Here is an 18,783-nt window from a genome sequence, read left to right as displayed (position 1 = left end):
GCGCACAACTTTCTCACGGCCGACGCTGGCTTCTGGCTCCCTTTCACAGGAGACATATTCCATGTTAAGACCTGTTTGCCATAAAACAGATGAACACAGAAGTTATCTACAAGCTTTAGATGACTTTGGTATTGCTGAACTATTGGCGAAACTCAGCAATTATTGTGAACAGCAAGAACAAGAAAGTTTAGCAGCGTTATTGATTTCCCAATTAACTCAGAGTCTTGATGCTGAATTAGTTGCTAGTTATTTGAGTGCGATCGCGCTCAATCGCCAGGATTTACTCCCAAGATTAATTAACCAGAAATTTTCTCCGAGTTCTGTTGATTTACCCGACGAATTTCCTAATACAGCAAAGACACCCCGCTTTTTGTATGGCGACAAATTGCGTTGGATTGGTTCTGATACCGATTGGGGAACTGCGATCGGCAGATTTTATAGCTTTGCTCCCCATCTTTGCTGCTGGACTTGGTGCTACCTGATTTGGTTGAGCAAAGATAGCTCTAGTGCCGCTTGGATATCTGCCGATATTGCTTGGGAACAGGATTTAGAACCACTGGAAGGGTCGCCGCTATGACTAATCCGCGTCCTTTACTGGTACGAGAGCAAAATTTGATTGATCTATATAGCCATTGTCAACTAGGAATGACACCCAAGAATTTCTATGCCAAATGGGATGTCAATCATGAAGCGATCGCTAGAATTTGCTCTCGTTCACTCTCAACTGTCCGGCGTTGGTTTTCCAAGGGTCGCAATTACCGCAGTCCCATGCCCAGTGATTTACGCCATCTTGCCCTGATGGACTTCTTGCTAGAACACTTCGAGGAAATTCCCGAAGAATGTCTGAATATACTTTGTTCTCTCACAGGGCATAAGTAGGAATCGAAAAGTCAACCAATTGCAATGTCAGGATGACATTTTTTTACCAGCCACTCTCACAGTAGGGTGGCTTTAATCTTGTAAAAATTTGAGCCACATTTGTTAACTCCAATTCACTAGCTAAATCATAGATTTTATGAGGAGATTTTGTGACCTACATTGAAAAGCTACATCCTTGGTGTATAGTTCGCCATTTTCCTAATATGCAACACCAGATAGTTGCTCGTTTTCGTCGTCGTGGTGATGCAGAGGCTCATTCACAAGTTCTGCGCCGACTAATACCAAATACAACTTTCTCAATCATGTTCAATCCAGCAGTCGAGCAAGCAGAACAAATTACCCCATGATTTTAATATTCTGGAAGTCAGTTAAATTGTAGCGAGTCTCTTTCAGAGGTGCTTTGCTAACACATTTTAATCAAATATTATTTATTCAGACAACAAGCAATTACCTCAAGGATGTTTTTAGTCCTTAATGTCTTGCTTTCGCCTAACAGCATTAACTTCAAAACATATCCCTTCTTGATTTCTTGGAAAACAAAGGCTAGCAAGAGGGGATTATATGTTGATGGCACTGACAAAATTGTTATTGAATTGCGCGGTTTTGCTTAGTCAACAATAATTCTGTCAATCTACCATCTCATCAAAAGTTATAGCTGAATTAGTAAAACTCTAAAAATCTCACACAGGTACAAATAGAAATCGTGAGTTTTCATATTCTTTGTCCAGGATTAGGAATAAGTTCTTATTCAAATTCAGCTATGTTTAATTTCACTACTTAATTATGCTTTTTAAAACCTAATTTTGCAATTAGATATCTAAGCCTTGCTCATTAAATATAACTGGTTGAGCAGATAGCCCTGATTCCCATCTTTGGAGCCTTGTCTGGTTTCCTTGTGTAGCATCAAGCTGTTGATTATAAATATCAACAATGTAGCGAACTAGCCGTAAGTTTAGTTCCTGCAAAGTTAGAGAAGCTTCTTCCTCTGCTGTATTTAGACTGGATTGAGCCTGAATGTTGGAACTTATATATCCAGGTAAAGCAGCCAGAAACTCCGTATTAATCTTCCGGAAAATACGTTCTGCAAATCCACCTTGACTGAGGTGGTCTTCGCACAGACGAGAATTAATACCTAACTGCAAACAAATCTGTTCTAAGCGTTGAGAGCGAAAATCTCTGCTAGCATCACCGCAAATAATTTCAGGAACACCATACGTTACCCATTCGCTATTAAGTTGATATTCTTCTCCATACTGCTTTGGCAAAATAGCATGACGTAATGCTAAGGCAATAGAATGAGAACTAGGTTTATCAAAGCCTAGATAAAAGCCCATAATACAGCGAGAATAACTGTCTATAATCAACGTTAAATAAGGAAGAGTTACAGATTCACTATGTTGGTCTACCAGTAGGATATCTAGCTTACTATGGTCACATTGCCAAACTTGATTGCTATGGTCTACATCTAGAGTTTGCCTTTCAAAAGTTTGATTGATCATAATTTTCCTCCATTCTAAATTAGCTACGGTTATTCACCTTTAAGTAGGTTAAAAGTAGCGGTATTGCAGTACAGCAATGCACTAATTAGTGCATAAGTACTATAAAAATACAACTTACCACTCTTGAAATCAAAAATCAATAATTACTTCACAAAAAAGCAAAAGTTGATTAATTTTCATGCTTAGAAATAAGTTTTTGAAAGACAATCATCTCCTCAAAAGGCAGAAAACAACGCTGACACCAATTATCTGCCCACAAAGATGGAACTTTGAATCTTGCTCCACAGTTGGGGCATTCTGACAACAAGGTTAATTTATGGCTCGTGCATCCTTGCGTTACCTTAAGCTGCCATTCCATCTTGTGACATGGCGACTCAACATAACAAGCAGCACATAACCGAATTGGCTCAATTTTCATACCCACTCCAGCAGGTGGTAACATCTGCGCTAGCCTATCAGCATCAACCTCCACAACCTTAGCCAATGCCTCTAACTGCTGGCGAGACGGTAGGGGATTAAACCGAAATTTTTCCCACCGTGCGATCGCACCCCCAAGTCCTGCGGCTTTACCTAACCCAGTAGGGGTTAAATCATTTGCCTGTCGAAAGCGTCCCAAAAAATGACTTAGGCTTTCTCCTTGATATGGTTGAACTCTAAACAGCCAAGGCTTAATATTTTCCACTTCCATCACTTGTACTCAGCAGCTACTTCCTTCAAAGTTTCCAAGTCAATTTTTTGCAGTCCTTTTTTTAAAGCCCGGATTGCAGTCTCTCGGAGAATCATATCCATCAAACCGATATAACCTCCAGTTGCTTCCCCTAACGTCTTCAACATCGTTTTACTGGAAAGGTTGGAAGCAACTGGCAATCTCAGTATTTGTTTCTCCCAAATATCCACCGTTCGCTTAAAATCTTCCCCTGACATCTTTCCAAAACGGTGACAAGACCGAAAACGGTTGTAAACCTGCTCATCCCGCTTAATCACTGCATCTAAGCGGTCGGTTCCTACCAAAATCACTGCTATTTCCAACCTGTCAAAAATATCACGTACTTCCGCAAAAGTTTTCGGCTTAAAGCGGTCAGCTTCATCAATAATCAACATCTCCACCCCGCAACCTTTAAGAACCCGCAGTGTTCTATCTCGAATTTCTGCCACTGTTCCTTTAGTTACTTGATATTTCAAATGCTCCATAATTACCCCAAAGAATTCCTTAGCACCGCACTCCTGGGGAATTTGGATATAAGCCACAGGTACAGTTGGGGGTTTTCCTGCAATTTGAGAGGGTTTATTCCTAAGCCTATAGGCATCACAACCCATTGTTTTACCAGTTCTCGACTCACCTACCACACGCCCGGATTGTCTTGATTGGCGTTTACCTTCCAACCAATCATGGAGAATTTGCACTTGTTCAAGTGGGACAAAACCTTTACGATTTAATCGTTGAATCTCCGCCTGTAATTTTTCACTATTAACGGGAATATCACCCAATTGTTGGGCGACTGCTTGGGCTTCTTTTAAAGTCATGTTCTAAAATCCGTAATCTTCACGCATTTGTTCGTAATCAAAAACTTCCGGCATCTCTGGCTCAGGTTCGCTATCAATGGATACTGCCTCTACTGATGACTCTGGCTCAACAGGTATAAGTTGTTTAGATTTTTTGACCTCAGCCTGTTCTACTTTCTGACGCTCTTTTTTGGTTTTCTTTTGAGTTTGGAATGTTTCGCGTTCCCGAACTTCTGCCAAAATTGAGCGATTACTCACAGCTTTACCCGCTTCTCTGACCTTACGGCTGCTAGCTTTTGCTTCATCTAGAGATAGTTCTTCTGTCTCCAAATCTTGGGCATAAGCACGAGCAAGAAATATCTCTTTATCCCCTTCTATGCGATAAACCAAAATCGTTGTGATGTCTCTGGGGTCATATCGCAACACAACACTTTCCCCTGCATAACCCGCCAAGAGTTCACCTCGATACATCAAGTTTTCAAATTGCAGATATCCCCCGCGTTGAATTTGTCGCCGTGTTTGCTTCATTAAGCAAATATCCAAATCCCTCTCGGAAAGTAAATCGGGTGCTGCAATTAAACCAGATTCCCAGCGTTGAAATCTTGTCTGGTCGCCCATTCGAGCATCAAGTCGCTGGTTATAGTTATCAACGATGTAACGCACCAACATTTGCTCTAACTGCCGCAACGTTAAGCAAGCTTCTTTCTCCGCTTCCTCTGGTCGCTCTTGAACGTTTGAACCTGTATATCCTTGTAAAGTTGAGAATAATTCTGTATTTAGAGTTTTAAACGGACGCTCAACACTACCACCTTCAGATGGGCGATCGCGTAAATGACAAACAAACCCTAACTGCACCCCTATTTGCTGTAAATGGTTGGAACGAAAATCTTTACCCCCATCCGTATAAAAGTGTTGCGGCAAACCAGAAGTACCCCATTCTTCATTAAGCCCATATTCTGAACCATATTGCTTGGGCAAAATTGCATGACGTAACGCCAAAGCTACAACTTGAGAACTTGGTGCATCGTAGCCCAAGTTAATCCCCATAATGCAGCGCGAATAGCTATCAATAACCGTTGTTAACCAAGGACGACTTAGAATTTTGCCATGCTGGTCTATTAATAAAACATCAACAAGGGTATGGTCGCATTGCCAAACTTGGTTACTGTGTTCTATTTGTAAGTCTTTTCCATCACGAGTTTTAACTGATAGCCGCGAACCACGCCAACCCGGACTGCGAATACTTTTAGCTTGCTCAATTTTATCTATTAATGGTTGCAAAATACGGTAAACCGTCATATGGGAAGGAGGCTTAACTCCTAGTTCATCAGCTCTAGCCTTAGCTTTGATAAATACCTGCTGGCGAGTCATCCTTTTACTTCCCTTATTACCCTCCTTATAGGTCTTCAAAATAAACTCTTGCCAGTTTTCATCAACTCGATGCTTCCCTTTATCCACCCGTTGATTTTGCGCCAGTCCAGCCAAACCTTCCTGTTCCCATTTCTCTACTAGCCGTCGCACTGTACGTACTGACTTACCAAGCTTTTCTGCTGCTTCTTTGAGCTTTTGAGTATATGTAGTGCGATCGCTATTTTCTAAAAGACTTTGAATCACCTCCATTTTCAATTTTGCTTCATCCGAAAGTTTAGAAACTATAACGTTTGCTTCAGCAAGATCGCTATTAACATCTGCGGAGCTTGCCCAAGTCGTAGAGGTTGTAGAAGATTCTGCTTTTTCCATACAGTGTTTGATTAAAACATAGTTGTATTATACTATTAAAGTGACAAATAATTTGTTAATTTATGAAAAGTCATCACTTTGCCAGGTTTCCGGATATTGACAATTAAATTGTTAAATATCTGGTATTTGACATCTAATTAGTGAAGACTGGCTTGGATAAGTATAACTGTCCTAAATAGGAAAAACCCTGATATAATCATTGTTATGTCAGGGTTTTAGGTATTTAGAACGCTGTGACAATATTTTGTTAAATTGACAAATAATTAGTTAATGTACATTACCTTTACAAGACTAACGACAAAATCGAGAGGTCATTTTCTCTCACGGGATAAAACCAATCTACCCTATCAGACAGAATTGCAACGGATAGGTAGAATAGATAAAAATTATAGGTTAGACTTGGTAATATAATTTTTGCTTACAACTCATTTATAAAACCTGTCTCTGATAATTCCTAAAAACTTGCTAGAAAATTTTTAATATAATTTATACAAAACTTGACTTTTTTAAAATTTTGTGCGTCAGGTTTATTTTATGGTGGTGCTGTCTCTGCGTTAGAGTGCTATCACCTATATCTATAGGTATGTACTTTAGGTGTAAAAAGTTGCATACTTTACATACTTCAGTATATTTTCATCCAACTTTTTATGCTTGCTAGGGAATCCAAAGGAAACGGGACTCTTAATAAATTAATAGTATAGAGAAGAAACACGCGTTTTCTTCCTCTTAGTGCCGAATCGCATCTGGGTAAAAGTTTCCAACCGTAGCGGCATCCCGGTGGTTTCTGGCACAGCATAATGTCCCAGTCACAATTGTCGAAGGAGTCAAGAAAGCGGGGGCATTATTGACTGCGGGTTATGCAGCGATCGCAATTCCGGGAGTAAACGCAGGATACCGTACCCCCAGGAAGAGGACAAGGGGCAGGGTGCGGGGGGGCAGAGGGGAAAATCTCTCTCCCATGCTCCCTGCTCCCCTGCTTATCCAATCGGTAAACCATCTCTGATTCCCGACTTGAAACATTTTGCAACACAGGGGAGACAGGTTAACATCTGCTTTGACCAGGACAACAAACCTGAGACAGTCCAGCGAGTCAGAACCGCTATCAGTCGCATGGGACGGCTGCTGGTAAATGAGGGTTGTTCGCTGCGAGTGATAGATTTACCTTTAGTACCAGAAAAAGGAGTTGATAATTTATATCGTTGCCAAGGATCAGCCAGCATTTGACGCGCTCTACAACACTGCCGTTGCACAGGAGTTGCGGGAAATCAATCTGTTTACCTTGTTGACTTACCCGCCAGCGATCACACAAAACCATCGATTCCGTTAAAGCGGCAAGTGAGCAATTGTACGCTAGTGAATGTCAGGCGATCGCTTCTTCTGATGAGCAGTTTTCCAGTTTGGAGCAAATAATCTCTATTGCCTTGCCCTTGAAAAAACAATTTTGTGTTCGTTGTATTGTCCGTCGCTTAAAGTAACGGGAGCAAGGTTTGTTTTAGCCTAACATTGAACCTGAATCAACTTCCCACCGATGTTTGAGCAATTCTTGGTAAGTCGCTTCCCTAACTATCATCTGCTTATAGAGCATCAGCAAGAACTCTTGAGCTTGTTCACGGGACATCTGCTGCACTTGGTCTGCAAATGTTCTCAGGCTAAATTCTTGTTCTAAAGATAATTCAATGGGTTGATTCATCGCTGTATTACCTACTCTTTTATTTGAGTTTGCTAAGTTAAGCAAATATTGCTTTATATAAATAAATGTTACGATAGCTTTACAAAAATCAAAGGGGTGTAAACCGTACCGGCGTAGGTTAGAAATGCCGTATATACTGCTGAAAACCTTGATATCACTCCATTGTGGCAACCCAAGTAAAAACCTAAGTTCTCAATTTTCCTACTTTGAGGTTTTTAAAAGCATTTTTAGCCTCTGCTTGCGGCTGGCGATCGCTGTTGGAGGAGATGGGCAATACTTTGGGCAAGAGTGGTGAGCGTCGCGGCGTGATGCTGGAGTTTGAGAATCTGAATATGACAAATTTACTCTTTGCCGGGGTTTACAAATTCTCATCGTCGCCTGTGGGGGTACTCTAATTCCTCACATTCCAGATGTTTACGGTACATCTGCATTACATCGTCTAAAGTCTGAACCTGGACGACATTTACCTACAGAACATCTCGTCAGGATAGATGTAGAAAGCCTTTTAGCTGACTGTTTACAGAATTCTCACATAAGGGTGATCCCACCAAATTAATCGGTGCTGAAACTTTTTTCTGTAATTGCAATTATCTCCCCTATTTATCCCCTATTTATCTTTAAATTCAAATCACAATAGCAGAGAACACCATCTAATACAGGCGGCCACTCTCTGTCTAGAACCTATCTCACTAATAATATTTGTGTCACAAAGCTTAAGCTTATCGAGAACTGACAACGAAAAATTAAGGTTTTTAAGCACATTTTACGAAAAGATGTAGGGATTTTTAGAATCATGGTATGGGTTCACAGATTTTGCCGTTTACACACAAGCGTGTCTGAAAAGCTTACATGGCTAGCATCTCTGATCTACTTCATCCATGTCGAAACCTAATTATTAGTTTTTCAATTTTTTGGAGGAGAGGAAAATGAAGAAATTCACCTGTTTGATGATTGTCGGGGCAGTATTGTCGATTAGTGCGCCCGCTGTGGCTGAAAGTCGTGCGGTTAATATCAGTATTGGCAGTATTGGTGGTTCTTTAGATAATGCCGCTTTGCGAACAATTCGCCAAATTATCGGGTTTGCAGTCGGCACTAGTACCGTCGATAAATTCATTGTATATAGTCCCAAGGCCGGATCTCCTATTCCCATCGAAGGAGGTTTATCTGCTTGTGCTGAAGCTGGCTTCGGCACAAGCAATGCAAGATTTAATGCTTTTATCCAGGAGTTGCGTTCAATTAATCCCAAACCAGGGACTTTCTACAATGTAGAACTTACCGCAACCTGCAAACAGAAATAAGATGTTTGCACTCAAGTACCGTAGGATGGGCTGAGGTACCAAGCTCATCTATAGGACTAGTATTTGATTTTTGAAAAGATACGTAGGGTGCGTTAGCGACAGCGTAACGCACCATTCTTAAGGCTTTGGTGCGTTACGGCTTACGCCTAACACACCCTACAAATACTTAGATTTTTTCAGAAATCAAATATGATTCCTATATCAAGTTACACGTAAGCTTAATATGTTGCTTAACTTTGGCTTAGAAGCTGTAGATCACCTTTGCTGTGGCAATATGGGTAAAGTTGATGGCTATGAGTTGTTACGTTTAGCTAACAATGACTTACCCTGCGTATTGTTGTGGGAGTGATTAACCCTGTTTTGTCACTCTCGGAAACCAATAATCATAGTCCCTCAAAAAATTTTTGTGAAATATATCCTGAAGCTCAAAATGCGTAAGCACATACTGAACTCTTTGTTTCCAGTTGTCTTACTCGCTGCTTATGTAGGGATTGGGACACATCCAGCCCAGGCAAACTGTCTACGTTTTGGTCGTCCGCCAGAACAAGTGAACCCTGAAGTACAGCAACGTGCAAACCAACTCAAAAATGATCCCAATCAATTCTTTGGAAAAAAGATTTTAGATACGATTACAAATCGCCGCATCACCTTGACTCCAGATTTTGATCGTTTAACGGGAATCGAGAAACAACAAGTTCTCAATACTTTAGAATTAGACGGTTCAACCTACGAAGTTTACGCAGCTGATGAACGGCTGGTTTCGGCGCAATATGATGGCTGTACTCGTACTTACTTGAAGACTGAGCGCGATCGCTATGGTTGGTATCTCAATCGCCCTCCGGTAGCAATGCCACTGCCGATGTTACGCGATGCTTTACGTAATTGGGGGCAACCGACTTGGCGCAAAGTTAACCAGAGTATACATCCGGAAGATGAGCGTAGAGCGCGCTTCAAGTTTTGGGAAACAGTTGGCTATGACAAATACAACCAAGGCTGGTGGATTGGTTGGGTGCCAGAAGGGGGCTACTTTGAAGTTACAGTTCGCAATGCTGATGGTGTTACCCAACTCAAGCCTTATTTAGGAACTGCGTTTCATCAATATCGCTATGTAGTAATAGCGAGTGATGGTACCCCTCTGTACGATACTCAAACAGAATTAGGTAATCCGTGGCTGTCGGTTCTAGGTAAAACCTCTTCTCCTGCGGGATGGAATGTCAGCCCTTGCCATTATCAAAATTCTTTACTGTGCGTCTATCGCAACAAACTTGATGTGGGAAGCGTCGAACTTCAACGCCGGACGTATACTGACTATCCCATTCTGCAAACCCAATTTGAACAACTTGGGTTAGTCCCAGGGCTATTCACCTATAGCAATCCTAATGATAAAGCTAAGGCACTGACTGCATTAAAAGCTGTAATCGCAGATTACTACCAAACGATTACAAAAGAACGTACTTCGACTTATGGCACAACCTACAAAGTTCAGGTGCAACAACCAGAAGAAGTCAAAATTGGTGATTTGCCAGGGTTAAAGTATGGCTTTAAGAGTATAGACCGCTTAGGGCAGGTGCGCGAAAAGTATGTGAACTATATGGCATTTAATGGGAATTTGTACATTATTACTACAGGCTACGAGCCAGCGGCAAAAAGTAATACATTCAAACAGCTTGCCAGCCTCGAGCAGTTTGAACCTCATTTAAAGACGATTATGGAAAATCTGAAGCTGTCTGAAACTGATCGTTAATGTGCTTCTAAGTTAAGTACTGCACTCATAAAAAGTATATATTTCTTGCAGTACTAATTCAGCGCTAAGGGTGGGGCTATGCCTACGCATTCTCAGAAATCTGCTTCAAGGAACTTGTAGTAATAAGTTGTTATCTTTGACACCACAGCTTTCTTGACGCTCAAATTTATGCTAGCTAAATTCCCATCACCTGTATTTACATTTCTATTAGGACTTGCCATAACTCAAACCTTCGGATGCACAACTCAAAAAGATAATTCAGCGATCGCTCAAACTTCGCCGAAGCCAGCACCCCAAGAAATTGTGCAACCAGGAGAAGTTCGACCTTTACCAGGAAACTTGGATAAAATACCCGTTTTTAACAGCAATAGCCCAGAATGGATTAAAACTGAGGGTATTTTACTTTCTACCTTTCCTACAAACGGTAAAAAAGTTCCAGCAGCGCACCTCAATTTTCCCTTTCAGGGACGCTTTGACTTATTTGCCCACCACTACACCCACACTCCCAAGGATTTACAAACACTATATTTAGGCGTAATCGTACATAACCCTGGTAAAAAACCTGTAACAGTAGATGTATTGCAAGCAGCGAGTTATCTAATGCAGGATGCGCCCTTTGTCACCTTACCCCCCTACATAGAAAATAACGATGGTAAGGCTTACTCAGGGCCAGGTGCTCGCGCTGTTGCTGATGTACTCCGAGGTGTTCGACAAGCAGATTTTCCCGCAAAGCTGATAATTCCGCCAGGGCAAAGCCGGATGTTGTTAAATCATCCAATTCCTGTACGGAATCTAGAAAAGCCGGTAAATGGTCGCTCTAGTTTTATGCGGCTGCGTAGTAACAATCAAGTTTATGCGGCAAGTCTAGCAATGTTTGCTAAGAAAAATACTGATAATACAGACCGCCCACCCACTCTTGCAGAATGGCAAGCTTTACTAAATACCGGGAACTTCGCTGGGCCGCGAGATAAAACCCCTACTCCTCTAAATGCTACTAGTGGCGCACTGATTTATGGGCGTGTAGCTGGTGTGTCTAGTGGTTCGCAGTGGAAAGCAAAGTTGGTGGATAATCCCCAAACCACAAATCTGACTATTCCCCAGCGTGGCAAAGCTATTTCTTATGCTTTAGATACATTGCTCAGTGGTCGATTGGGCACTCAACAAATCCAAACGGCCAAAATGCTGGTACGTTATCCAGATACGGCTTATGAAGCACATGGCAATTATGGGGTGGAATATAAACTCACTTTACCCTTAAGTAACAATACCAGTCAAAACCAGACCGTAGCTGTTACTTTAGAAACACCTTTAAAGGAAGATAAATTATCCCAAGGTGGTCTGCGTTTCCGCAAACCATCCCTAGATTTTCCTTTCTTCCGTGGTACAGTGCGGCTACGCTATTTCGATGACCAAGGTCAACAAAAGACGCGCTACATACATCTATGGCACAGAACTGGTCAAGTGTTAGAACCATTGGTGCAGGTTGTACTTCCACCTTCAACTAAGCGGATAGTACAGGTAGATGTGATTTATCCACCAGATTCGACACCACCGCAAGTGCTGAGTGTAAAAACTTTAGAAAAGTAATAACTTAAGGCTTATATGGTTTTCCAGTACACTAACGCATTTGTCACCATAGCATCAGTTAATTTTGAGGAGTTAGTGAGTTTTTATACCAGATTTCTGGAGCAAAAGCCAGTTCTTTTGATTCCAAATGTATATGCTGAGTTTAATTTGGTTAGTTTGCGATTAGGTATTTTTAAACCGAAGAACACAAACGAATCGGAATTTGAAGCGATTGCCAAAAGTAAGATAAGTTTGTGTTTAGAGGTGAGTAACTTAGAAGATGCGATCGCTCACCTAACTACTTTGGGCTATCCTCCACCAGGAGACATTTCCATTGCTTCCCACGGCAGAGAAATTTATGCCTATGACACTGATGGCAATCGCCTGATTTTACATCAAGCCCCAGTGAATGATAATTAATAAGTGATAATAATTTATTTGGTAATTAATTATGGCTATAACTCAAAACTATAGATTAAACCTGATTCAATGGTATCCAGGTCACATTGCTAAAGCTGAAAGGAAGCTCAAAGAACAGCTTAAACGCGTAGATGTGGTGTTTGAGGTACGAGATGCCCGGATTCCCTTAGCGACTCACCATCCCCAAATAGGTGAGTGGGTAGAGGGTAAGGCACGGGTGTTGATACTTAACCGAGTAGATATGATTACGCCGCAAATGCGATCGCTGTGGATAGATTGGTTTAAACGCCAGGGAGAAGTCCCTTATTTTACCAACGCTCAACATGGTAAAGGTATAGCAGAAGTGGCGCGGGCAGCGCAAGCTGCTGGAGTAGAACTCAATCAAAGAAGAAGCGATCGCGGAATGTTACCCCGTCCAGTGCGGGCAGTGGTGATTGGTTTTCCCAATGTCGGTAAATCAGCTTTGATTAACCGCCTGTTGGGACGGCGAGTAGTGGAAAGTGCAGCCCGTCCTGGGGTAACTCGCCAACTGCGCTGGGTGCGAATTTCTGAACATTTGGAATTGCTAGATGCTCCTGGTGTCATCCCTTTAAGATTGGAAGATCAAGATGCAGCTTTGAAATTAGCTATTTGTGATGATATCGGTGAAGCATCTTACGATAACCAACTAGTAGCAGCAGCCCTAGTGGATTTACTCAATTATTTGGAAGCTGTAGCCGCAGATTTATTACCAAAAAAACCATTACAGTCCCGTTACCAACTCGATTCGACACCAGACACTGGAGATACCTATTTGCACGCCTTGGCGGAGCATCGTTACAAAGGTGATATAGAGCGAGCTGCAAGGCAACTTTTAACAGATTTTCGCAAGGGGTTGTTGGGTGAATTAAGTTTAGAATTACCTCCTAATTAAATAAGGGTGACAGAAGCTGAACTCACCGCGCTGGCTCACAAAATTGAAAAATTCCTGGCTTCCCTTTACAAAGAGATCCAAACCCCCTCTAAACTGAACCTACAGCAAAATTGCCTATTTCAATGTAATATCCGTCACATACAGTTGTCGGAATGCAGTTAACAGTGTCATAAAGAAAAGGTGAAGGTTAACCTGTAGGGTATAACTTACCTTAGAGTTGCTTGCACCTCTAGCTTCGATGGATCTATCACGCTCATGACTGAACTCACGCTACGCCTACAAGAGGGAGATACCGAGACAACGATCGCAGTTGACCAAGATATCTTCACAATTGGTCGTTTGCCGGAATGTAACTTATACTTACCTTTTGCTGGAGTATCCCGCAACCATGCCCGCTTGGTGAAAACGGCTGACGGTGTGTGGACTATTGAGGATCTAGGCAGCAAAAACGGGACGCAAGTAAATAAATATCTGATTAGCTGTCCCCAAGAGTTACATCACGGTGATAGCGTTTGGCTGGGCAATGTAAGCCTGTTAGTGCTGCTCACAAGCCCTGTTTCCGAATCGACACCGGAGTATTCCGGAACTTCGGAAAATAATGAGCAAAGAACAATCCTTCACAATGTCAAGCAATTACAACAGCAATGGATCGCAGCTGATAGCAAAGATGGCAACATCAGTAATAAGGATAAAACCATTGCCCGTCTCAAAGACTTAGTGGATATAGCTAAAAATCTCTGTGCAGCCGCGTCTATAGAAGAGATTTTTTCTCAGGTGCAGCAAGTGGTTTTTCGTTACCTTGATAGTATTGATCGCTTGGCATTATTAATTGATGTTAATGGTTGCGGCCAATTAGAATTAGTAAATGCTGCCACTAGAAACGTTTCTCAACAAAAACATCTCGCCTCAGATGGAAGTTGGATTAGTCGCAGTATCTGTCAAAAGGTATTTGACGAAAAAGTTGTCATTCAAACCGCCGATACCCATCAGGATGAACGGTTTTCTAGTGAACAGAGTATTTTGGTCAAAGGCATTCGTAGCGCGATGGCGGTGCCTTTATGGGATGAAAATAAAGTTGTGGGCGTACTATATGCCGATGCCAATCTTTCTTCCTACCATTGGGCAAATGAAGGCGAAGAAGAACTCAGCTTTTTTTCAGCTTTAGCAAACCTTGTAGCTTCTAGCGTCCAGCGTTGGTTGCTGGTAGAGAAACTCAAAACTGAAGAGATGATTCGTCACCGACTAGAACGCTATCATTCTCCAGCAGTCGTACAGCAGTTGATATCTGTAGGCGGATTACCGGGTGGTCGTTTAGCTCCTGCCGAGAGCGAAATTAGTATTTTGTTTGCAGATTTGGTTGGCTTTACAGCAATTTCTGAACGGTTAACCCCAACTGCGATCGCTCAACTGTTAAATAATTTATTTGAAGAGATGCTAAAAGAGGTGTTTACCTACGGCGGCACTTTAGATAAATATATTGGCGATTGTATTATGGCATTTTTTGGCGCTCCAGAACCGCAAGCAGATCACGCCGATCGCGCTGTTGCTGCTGCAAAGGGAATGCTCACTCGTCTGGAACATCTTAATGCCAATGGTTTTTGGCACGAACCTCTGCAATTACGTATTGCTATTAATAGCGGTAAGGCTGTTGTGGGAGATGTTGGTAGTTCCCAAAGAGTCGATTATACGGCATTAGGCGCGACGATCAATCTTGCTGCTCGTATGGAAGCAGTTTGCCCCCCTAGTGAATGCGTGATTAGTGAAGCCACTCATAAAATGCTTTCACTGCCTTCAGACTTTGAGGAGATGGGAGATTATCGTTTCAAAGGTATTGATCGATTGGTAAAGGTTTATAAGACAAATTTGCAGCAAGTGCCAACAATTATTGGTCATTAGTCATTGGTCATTAGGTATTGGAATGACAAATGACTAATCTCTCTATAGAAATACATAGTTAATTAGTATATTTTATTTCAAAAATAATTGCGAAATTGTAATTTAAGCAACTAATTCTTGGTGAAAAGACTAAAATTTGGGTGGTAGCTTCCAGAATTGATCTGTGTAACACTAGGAAGCCTACCTCAAGCTATTTTTTAACGGGAGGTCAGGTAATGGCTATCGCTACCATTAATCCCGCCACTGGGGAGACGCTCAAAACCTTTGAGGCGCTCAATGATGCAGAGATTACCGCTAAACTCAATTTGGCTAATCAGGCTTTTGAAAAGTATCGTCAGACTAGTTTTTTGACGCGATCGCACTGGCTGCAAAAGGCTGCTGATATTTTAGAGCAAGACAAAGCAGAATTTGCTAAGTTGATGACTCTGGAAATGGGTAAGCCATTTAAAGCAGCGATCGCAGAAGTAGAAAAATGCGCCGTCGTCTGTCGCTACTATGCCGAACACGCCCCTGGTTTTCTGGCTGATGTTTCTGTAAAAACGGATGCCAGCCATAGTTTTGTTCGCTATCAACCAATGGGTGCAATTCTCGCAGTGATGCCGTGGAATTTCCCCTTCTGGCAAGTGTTCCGTTTTGCCGCACCAGCTTTGATGGCGGGAAATGTCGGCTTACTCAAACATGCTTCCAACGTGCCGCAGTGTGCCTTGGCAATTGAAGATATTATCCGACGAGCGGGTTTTCCTGAAGGTGCGTTTCAAACTCTATTGATAGGCGCTGCTAAAGTCGCCGATTTAATGGCTGATGAACGAGTAAAAGCTGCCACATTGACAGGAAGCGAACCAGCAGGCGCATCCCTCGCCGTCGCCGCCGGCAAACAAATTAAAAAAACCGTCTTGGAATTGGGAGGAAGTGACCCATTTATTGTGTTAGAAAGTGCTGACTTAGAGACAGCAGTTGTCACAGCTACTACAGCACGAATGTTGAATAACGGGCAATCATGTATTGCAGCAAAACGTTTTATTGTCGCAGAAGCGATCGCAGACAAATTTGAAAAATTACTTTTAGAAAAATTTGAGACGCTGAAAGTAGGCGATCCCATGCAACCAGATACCGATTTAGGCCCACTGGCTACACCTGGTATTCTCCAGGATTTAGATCAACAAGTGCAAAATGCCATCAGCAGCGGTGGTAAAGTCCTCACCGGTGGACATCCTTTATCAGATCGTCCAGGGAACTTTTATCCGCCAACGATTATCATAGATATCCCGTCTGACACACCAATTGCAAAAGAAGAATTTTTTGGCCCAGTAGCCTTGTTATTCCGGGTTCCAGATATCGATGCTGCCATAAAACTCGCTAATGACTCACCCTTTGGCTTAGGTGCAAGTGCTTGGACAACCAACGACCAAGAGAGCGATCGCTTGGTTGAGGAAATCGAAGCAGGTGCCGTATTTATCAACAGTATGGTCAAATCTGATCCCCGATTGCCCTTTGGTGGCATTAAGCGTTCTGGATATGGCAGAGAATTGAGTATCCAGGGTATACATGAGTTTGTCAATGTTAAAACCGTGTGGGTGAAGTGATTAGTGATTAGTCATTAGTCATTGGTCATTAGTCATTTGTCAAAGAACTAATGACTAATGACAAAGAAAAGATTACTAATGACTAAAGTCTTATTCGTCAATAGTTAGGAAATAAAATGAATACAGCAGAATTATTGGTGCAGTGCCTAGAAAATGAAGGAGTGCAATATATTTTTGGACTCCCTGGCGAAGAAAACCTGCACGTTTTGGAAGCATTAAAACATTCTTCCATAAAATTTATTACGACTCGTCATGAACAGGGTGCAGCATTCATGGCCGATGTCTACGGACGCTTAACAGGAAAAGCCGGAGTGTGTCTTTCTACTCTTGGGCCTGGAGCAACCAACTTGATGACTGGGGTAGCAGATGCGAACCTCGATGGTGCGCCCTTAGTGGCTATTACCGGTCAGGTTGGAACAGATAGAATGCACATAGAATCTCATCAATATTTAGATTTGGTGGCAATGTTTGCACCTGTTACCAAGTGGAATAAGCAGATTGTGCGACCTAGTATTACACCAGAAGTAGTGCGGAAAGCATTTAAGCGATCGCAATCGGAAAAACCTGGTGCAGTTCACATCGATTTGCCAGAAAATATTGCTGCCATGCCCGTCGAAGGCAAACCTTTGCGTAAAGATAATAGCGAAAAAACCTATGCATCTTTTGCTAGCATTCGGGCAGCAGCAGCCGCAATTTGTCAAGCAGTTAACCCCTTAATCTTAGTAGGAAATGGGGCAATTCGCGCTCAAGCAAGTGATGCCGTAACGCAATTTGCCACATTGCTGAATATACCTGTTGCCAATACCTTCATGGGTAAAGGCGTGATTCCCTACACACATCAATTAGCTTTGTGGTCAGTGGGATTACAGCAAAGAGACTTCATTACCTGTGGCTTTGATAACACAGATTTAGTAATTGCGATCGGCTATGATTTGATTGAGTTTTCCCCCAAAAAATGGAATCGTAATGGTGAAATTCCCATTGTGCATATTGGGGTAAGCCCGGCGGAAATTGATAGTAGTTATATTCCCAACGCCGAAGTTGTCGGAGATATTTCAGATTCCCTCTATGAAATCTTAAAATTAGCTGACCGACAAGGTAAACCTGATCCCTTTGCTATTAGCTTAAAGTCAGAGATTCGGGCTGATTATGAACAGTACGCCCATGATGATGGATTTCCAATTAAGCCGCAAAAATTAATTTATGACTTACGGCAAGTTATGGGCCCAGATGATATCGTCATCTCAGATGTTGGCGCACATAAAATGTGGATGGCCCGCCATTATCATTGCCATAGCCCCAATACTTGCATAATTTCCAACGGCTTCGCGGCTATGGGTATTGCCATTCCTGGCGCTTTAGCAGCAAAACTTGTTCATCCTAACCGCAAAGTCGTTGCTGTAACAGGCGATGGCGGCTTTATGATGAATTCTCAGGAATTAGAAACAGCCTTGCGTGTAGGTACGCCCTTTGTCACCATAATTTTCAATGATGGTGGCTATGGATTAATTGAGTGGAAGCAAGAAAATCACTTTGGCAAAGGAAACTCATCTTTTGTGCATTTTAGCAATCCTGATTTTGTTAAATATGCCGAAAGTATGGGTTTGAAAGGCTACCGAGTTGAATCGGCTTTAGATTTGATTCCCACTTTGAAAGAAGCCCTCGCTCAAGATGTACCTGCGGTGATAGATTGTCCCGTAGATTATCGGGAGAATCACCGCTTTAGTCAAAAAGCCGGCGAGTTGAGTTGCGCGGTGTAAAAAGTTAGGAGTTAGGAGTTATTTATTCCTAACTCCTTTTTAATTTTTACGAAGCGTGGAATATCCAGCACAAAAAAGTCAGCCAAATAAGACTTGCCTTACTGATTGAGACTGGGACAACAAATAAATTTCAATTAGAACAGCAGTTTAAAGAAGAAACAGCTAAATTAACAAATCTATAGGAATCATATTTGATTTCTGAAAAAATCTAAGTATTTGTAGGGTGCGTTAGCGACAGCGTAACGCACCATTCTTAAGGCTTTGGTGCGTTACGCTGTCGCTAACGCACCCT

Annotated in this window: 22 protein-coding genes; 17 read left to right on the top strand and 5 right to left on the bottom strand. The window is 42.0% G+C overall.

Features of this window, described 5'->3' with window-relative positions; genetic code table 11:
- Nucleotides 1–61 precede the first annotated feature (61 nt).
- From H6G92_RS33140 to H6G92_RS33130, 3 genes are all read left to right on the top strand, one after another.
- Nucleotides 62–577 (top strand): hypothetical protein, encoded by a 516-nt coding sequence (locus H6G92_RS33140; protein ID WP_190900401.1) that lies wholly within the window; start codon nucleotides 62–64, stop codon nucleotides 575–577.
- Nucleotides 574–879 carry a helix-turn-helix domain-containing protein gene (locus H6G92_RS33135; protein WP_190900399.1) on the top strand — a complete coding sequence of 102 codons (306 nt, stop codon included), beginning with the start codon at nucleotides 574–576 and terminating at the stop codon, nucleotides 877–879. The genes H6G92_RS33140 and H6G92_RS33135 overlap by 4 nt, the downstream gene beginning before the upstream one ends.
- A 149-nt stretch (nucleotides 880–1,028) precedes the next feature.
- Nucleotides 1,029–1,226 carry a hypothetical protein gene (locus tag H6G92_RS33130; protein ID WP_190900397.1) on the top strand — a complete coding sequence of 66 codons (198 nt, stop codon included), beginning with the start codon at nucleotides 1,029–1,031 and terminating at the stop codon, nucleotides 1,224–1,226.
- Between the two features lie 462 nt (nucleotides 1,227–1,688).
- On the opposite strand, the gene H6G92_RS33125 is transcribed toward H6G92_RS33130, so the two are convergent.
- From H6G92_RS33125 to H6G92_RS33110, 4 genes are all read right to left on the bottom strand, one after another.
- Nucleotides 1,689–2,378, bottom strand: a complete 690-nt coding sequence (locus H6G92_RS33125) for an integrase catalytic domain-containing protein (RefSeq protein WP_190900395.1) — start codon at nucleotides 2,376–2,378, stop codon at nucleotides 1,689–1,691.
- 169 nt (nucleotides 2,379–2,547) lie between these two features.
- Nucleotides 2,548–3,066, bottom strand: a complete 519-nt coding sequence (locus H6G92_RS33120; RefSeq protein ID WP_190900394.1) for a TniQ family protein — start codon at nucleotides 3,064–3,066, stop codon at nucleotides 2,548–2,550.
- Nucleotides 3,066–3,902, bottom strand: a complete 837-nt coding sequence (locus H6G92_RS33115) for a TniB family NTP-binding protein (protein ID WP_190900392.1) — start codon at nucleotides 3,900–3,902, stop codon at nucleotides 3,066–3,068. Before H6G92_RS33115 ends, H6G92_RS33120 begins: the two co-directional genes overlap by 1 nt.
- A 3-nt stretch (nucleotides 3,903–3,905) precedes the next feature.
- The gene (locus H6G92_RS33110; RefSeq protein WP_190900389.1) at nucleotides 3,906–5,621 is read right to left on the bottom strand and encodes a Mu transposase C-terminal domain-containing protein; all 1,716 of its coding nucleotides are present in this window, start codon (nucleotides 5,619–5,621) and stop codon (nucleotides 3,906–3,908) included.
- 784 nt (nucleotides 5,622–6,405) lie between these two features.
- Here H6G92_RS33110 and H6G92_RS40585 point away from each other — a divergent pair.
- From H6G92_RS40585 to H6G92_RS40575, 3 genes are all read left to right on the top strand, one after another.
- Nucleotides 6,406–6,624 (top strand): DUF3854 domain-containing protein, encoded by a 219-nt coding sequence (locus tag H6G92_RS40585; protein ID WP_277926814.1) that lies wholly within the window; start codon nucleotides 6,406–6,408, stop codon nucleotides 6,622–6,624.
- Between the two features lie 8 nt (nucleotides 6,625–6,632).
- Nucleotides 6,633–6,845, top strand: coding sequence for a DUF3854 domain-containing protein (locus H6G92_RS40580; protein WP_277926813.1), 213 nt, complete (start codon nucleotides 6,633–6,635; stop codon nucleotides 6,843–6,845).
- Between the two features lie 119 nt (nucleotides 6,846–6,964).
- Entirely contained in the window at nucleotides 6,965–7,096 is a 132-nt protein-coding gene (locus tag H6G92_RS40575) for a hypothetical protein (protein WP_277926812.1), read from the top strand.
- Between the two features lie 17 nt (nucleotides 7,097–7,113).
- Here the strand turns inward: H6G92_RS40575 and H6G92_RS33100 are convergent, their stop codons facing one another.
- Nucleotides 7,114–7,311, bottom strand: coding sequence for an NblA/ycf18 family protein (locus tag H6G92_RS33100; protein WP_190900387.1), 198 nt, complete (start codon nucleotides 7,309–7,311; stop codon nucleotides 7,114–7,116).
- A 206-nt stretch (nucleotides 7,312–7,517) separates the two neighbouring features.
- Between H6G92_RS33100 and H6G92_RS33095 the strand changes: the two genes are divergently transcribed.
- The 11 genes from H6G92_RS33095 to H6G92_RS33050 all read left to right on the top strand — a co-directional run bounded on the left by H6G92_RS33095 (nucleotide 7,518) and on the right by H6G92_RS33050 (nucleotide 18,491).
- On the top strand, nucleotides 7,518–7,706 hold the full coding sequence (locus H6G92_RS33095) for a hypothetical protein (protein ID WP_190900385.1): 189 nt from the start codon (nucleotides 7,518–7,520) through the stop codon (nucleotides 7,704–7,706).
- Nucleotides 7,676–7,867 carry a hypothetical protein gene (locus tag H6G92_RS33090; RefSeq protein WP_313890027.1) on the top strand — a complete coding sequence of 64 codons (192 nt, stop codon included), beginning with the start codon at nucleotides 7,676–7,678 and terminating at the stop codon, nucleotides 7,865–7,867. Before H6G92_RS33095 ends, H6G92_RS33090 begins: the two co-directional genes overlap by 31 nt.
- A gap of 370 nt (nucleotides 7,868–8,237) precedes the next feature.
- Nucleotides 8,238–8,609: a hypothetical protein gene (locus tag H6G92_RS33085; protein WP_190900383.1), complete on the top strand. Its 372-nt coding sequence runs from the start codon at nucleotides 8,238–8,240 to the stop codon at nucleotides 8,607–8,609.
- Nucleotides 8,610–8,832: 223 nt separating this feature from the next.
- On the top strand, nucleotides 8,833–8,958 hold the full coding sequence (locus H6G92_RS40570) for a hypothetical protein (RefSeq protein WP_277926811.1): 126 nt from the start codon (nucleotides 8,833–8,835) through the stop codon (nucleotides 8,956–8,958).
- An 81-nt stretch (nucleotides 8,959–9,039) separates the two neighbouring features.
- Nucleotides 9,040–10,353, top strand: coding sequence for a hypothetical protein (locus H6G92_RS33080; protein ID WP_190900381.1), 1,314 nt, complete (start codon nucleotides 9,040–9,042; stop codon nucleotides 10,351–10,353).
- Nucleotides 10,354–10,521: 168 nt separating this feature from the next.
- Entirely contained in the window at nucleotides 10,522–11,940 is a 1,419-nt protein-coding gene (locus H6G92_RS33075) for a DUF3370 domain-containing protein (RefSeq protein WP_190900379.1), read from the top strand.
- Nucleotides 11,941–11,955: 15 nt separating this feature from the next.
- The gene (locus H6G92_RS33070) at nucleotides 11,956–12,339 is read left to right on the top strand and encodes a VOC family protein (protein WP_190900377.1); all 384 of its coding nucleotides are present in this window, start codon (nucleotides 11,956–11,958) and stop codon (nucleotides 12,337–12,339) included.
- Between the two features lie 31 nt (nucleotides 12,340–12,370).
- Nucleotides 12,371–13,252, top strand: coding sequence for a ribosome biogenesis GTPase YlqF (gene ylqF, locus H6G92_RS33065; RefSeq protein ID WP_190900375.1), 882 nt, complete (start codon nucleotides 12,371–12,373; stop codon nucleotides 13,250–13,252).
- Nucleotides 13,253–13,507: 255 nt separating this feature from the next.
- A complete protein-coding gene (locus H6G92_RS33060) occupies nucleotides 13,508–15,148 on the top strand; it encodes an adenylate/guanylate cyclase domain-containing protein (RefSeq protein WP_190900372.1) in 1,641 nt (546 codons plus the stop codon).
- A 215-nt stretch (nucleotides 15,149–15,363) separates the two neighbouring features.
- Nucleotides 15,364–16,731, top strand: coding sequence for an NAD-dependent succinate-semialdehyde dehydrogenase (locus H6G92_RS33055; RefSeq protein ID WP_190900370.1), 1,368 nt, complete (start codon nucleotides 15,364–15,366; stop codon nucleotides 16,729–16,731).
- Between the two features lie 116 nt (nucleotides 16,732–16,847).
- Nucleotides 16,848–18,491: an acetolactate synthase large subunit gene (locus H6G92_RS33050; protein WP_190900368.1), complete on the top strand. Its 1,644-nt coding sequence runs from the start codon at nucleotides 16,848–16,850 to the stop codon at nucleotides 18,489–18,491.
- Nucleotides 18,492–18,783: the final 292 nt, after the last annotated feature.

It is taken from the genome of Nostoc foliaceum FACHB-393, from assembly GCF_014698505.1.
Taxonomy (GTDB): Bacteria; Cyanobacteriota; Cyanobacteriia; order Cyanobacteriales; family Nostocaceae; genus Nostoc; species Nostoc foliaceum_A.
This window is presented reverse-complemented; position numbering and strand designations above follow the sequence as displayed.

What these genes read in the sequence shown, in the direction of transcription:
- H6G92_RS33140 (WP_190900401.1), top strand. Translation starts at nt 62, where the DNA reads ATGTTAAGACCTGTTTGCCATAAAACAGATGAACACAGAAGTTATCTA.
- H6G92_RS33135 (WP_190900399.1), top strand. Translation starts at nt 574, where the DNA reads ATGACTAATCCGCGTCCTTTACTGGTACGAGAGCAAAATTTGATTGAT.
- H6G92_RS33125 (WP_190900395.1), bottom strand. Translation starts at nt 2,378, where the DNA reads ATGATCAATCAAACTTTTGAAAGGCAAACTCTAGATGTAGACCATAGC.
- H6G92_RS33120 (WP_190900394.1), bottom strand. Translation starts at nt 3,066, where the DNA reads ATGGAAGTGGAAAATATTAAGCCTTGGCTGTTTAGAGTTCAACCATAT.
- H6G92_RS33115 (WP_190900392.1), bottom strand. Translation starts at nt 3,902, where the DNA reads ATGACTTTAAAAGAAGCCCAAGCAGTCGCCCAACAATTGGGTGATATT.
- H6G92_RS33110 (WP_190900389.1), bottom strand. Translation starts at nt 5,621, where the DNA reads ATGGAAAAAGCAGAATCTTCTACAACCTCTACGACTTGGGCAAGCTCC.
- H6G92_RS33100 (WP_190900387.1), bottom strand. Translation starts at nt 7,311, where the DNA reads ATGAATCAACCCATTGAATTATCTTTAGAACAAGAATTTAGCCTGAGA.
- H6G92_RS33085 (WP_190900383.1), top strand. Translation starts at nt 8,238, where the DNA reads ATGAAGAAATTCACCTGTTTGATGATTGTCGGGGCAGTATTGTCGATT.
- H6G92_RS40570 (WP_277926811.1), top strand. Translation starts at nt 8,833, where the DNA reads ATGTTGCTTAACTTTGGCTTAGAAGCTGTAGATCACCTTTGCTGTGGC.
- H6G92_RS33080 (WP_190900381.1), top strand. Translation starts at nt 9,040, where the DNA reads ATGCGTAAGCACATACTGAACTCTTTGTTTCCAGTTGTCTTACTCGCT.
- H6G92_RS33075 (WP_190900379.1), top strand. Translation starts at nt 10,522, where the DNA reads ATGCTAGCTAAATTCCCATCACCTGTATTTACATTTCTATTAGGACTT.
- H6G92_RS33070 (WP_190900377.1), top strand. Translation starts at nt 11,956, where the DNA reads ATGGTTTTCCAGTACACTAACGCATTTGTCACCATAGCATCAGTTAAT.
- ylqF (WP_190900375.1), top strand. Translation starts at nt 12,371, where the DNA reads ATGGCTATAACTCAAAACTATAGATTAAACCTGATTCAATGGTATCCA.
- H6G92_RS33060 (WP_190900372.1), top strand. Translation starts at nt 13,508, where the DNA reads ATGACTGAACTCACGCTACGCCTACAAGAGGGAGATACCGAGACAACG.
- H6G92_RS33055 (WP_190900370.1), top strand. Translation starts at nt 15,364, where the DNA reads ATGGCTATCGCTACCATTAATCCCGCCACTGGGGAGACGCTCAAAACC.
- H6G92_RS33050 (WP_190900368.1), top strand. Translation starts at nt 16,848, where the DNA reads ATGAATACAGCAGAATTATTGGTGCAGTGCCTAGAAAATGAAGGAGTG.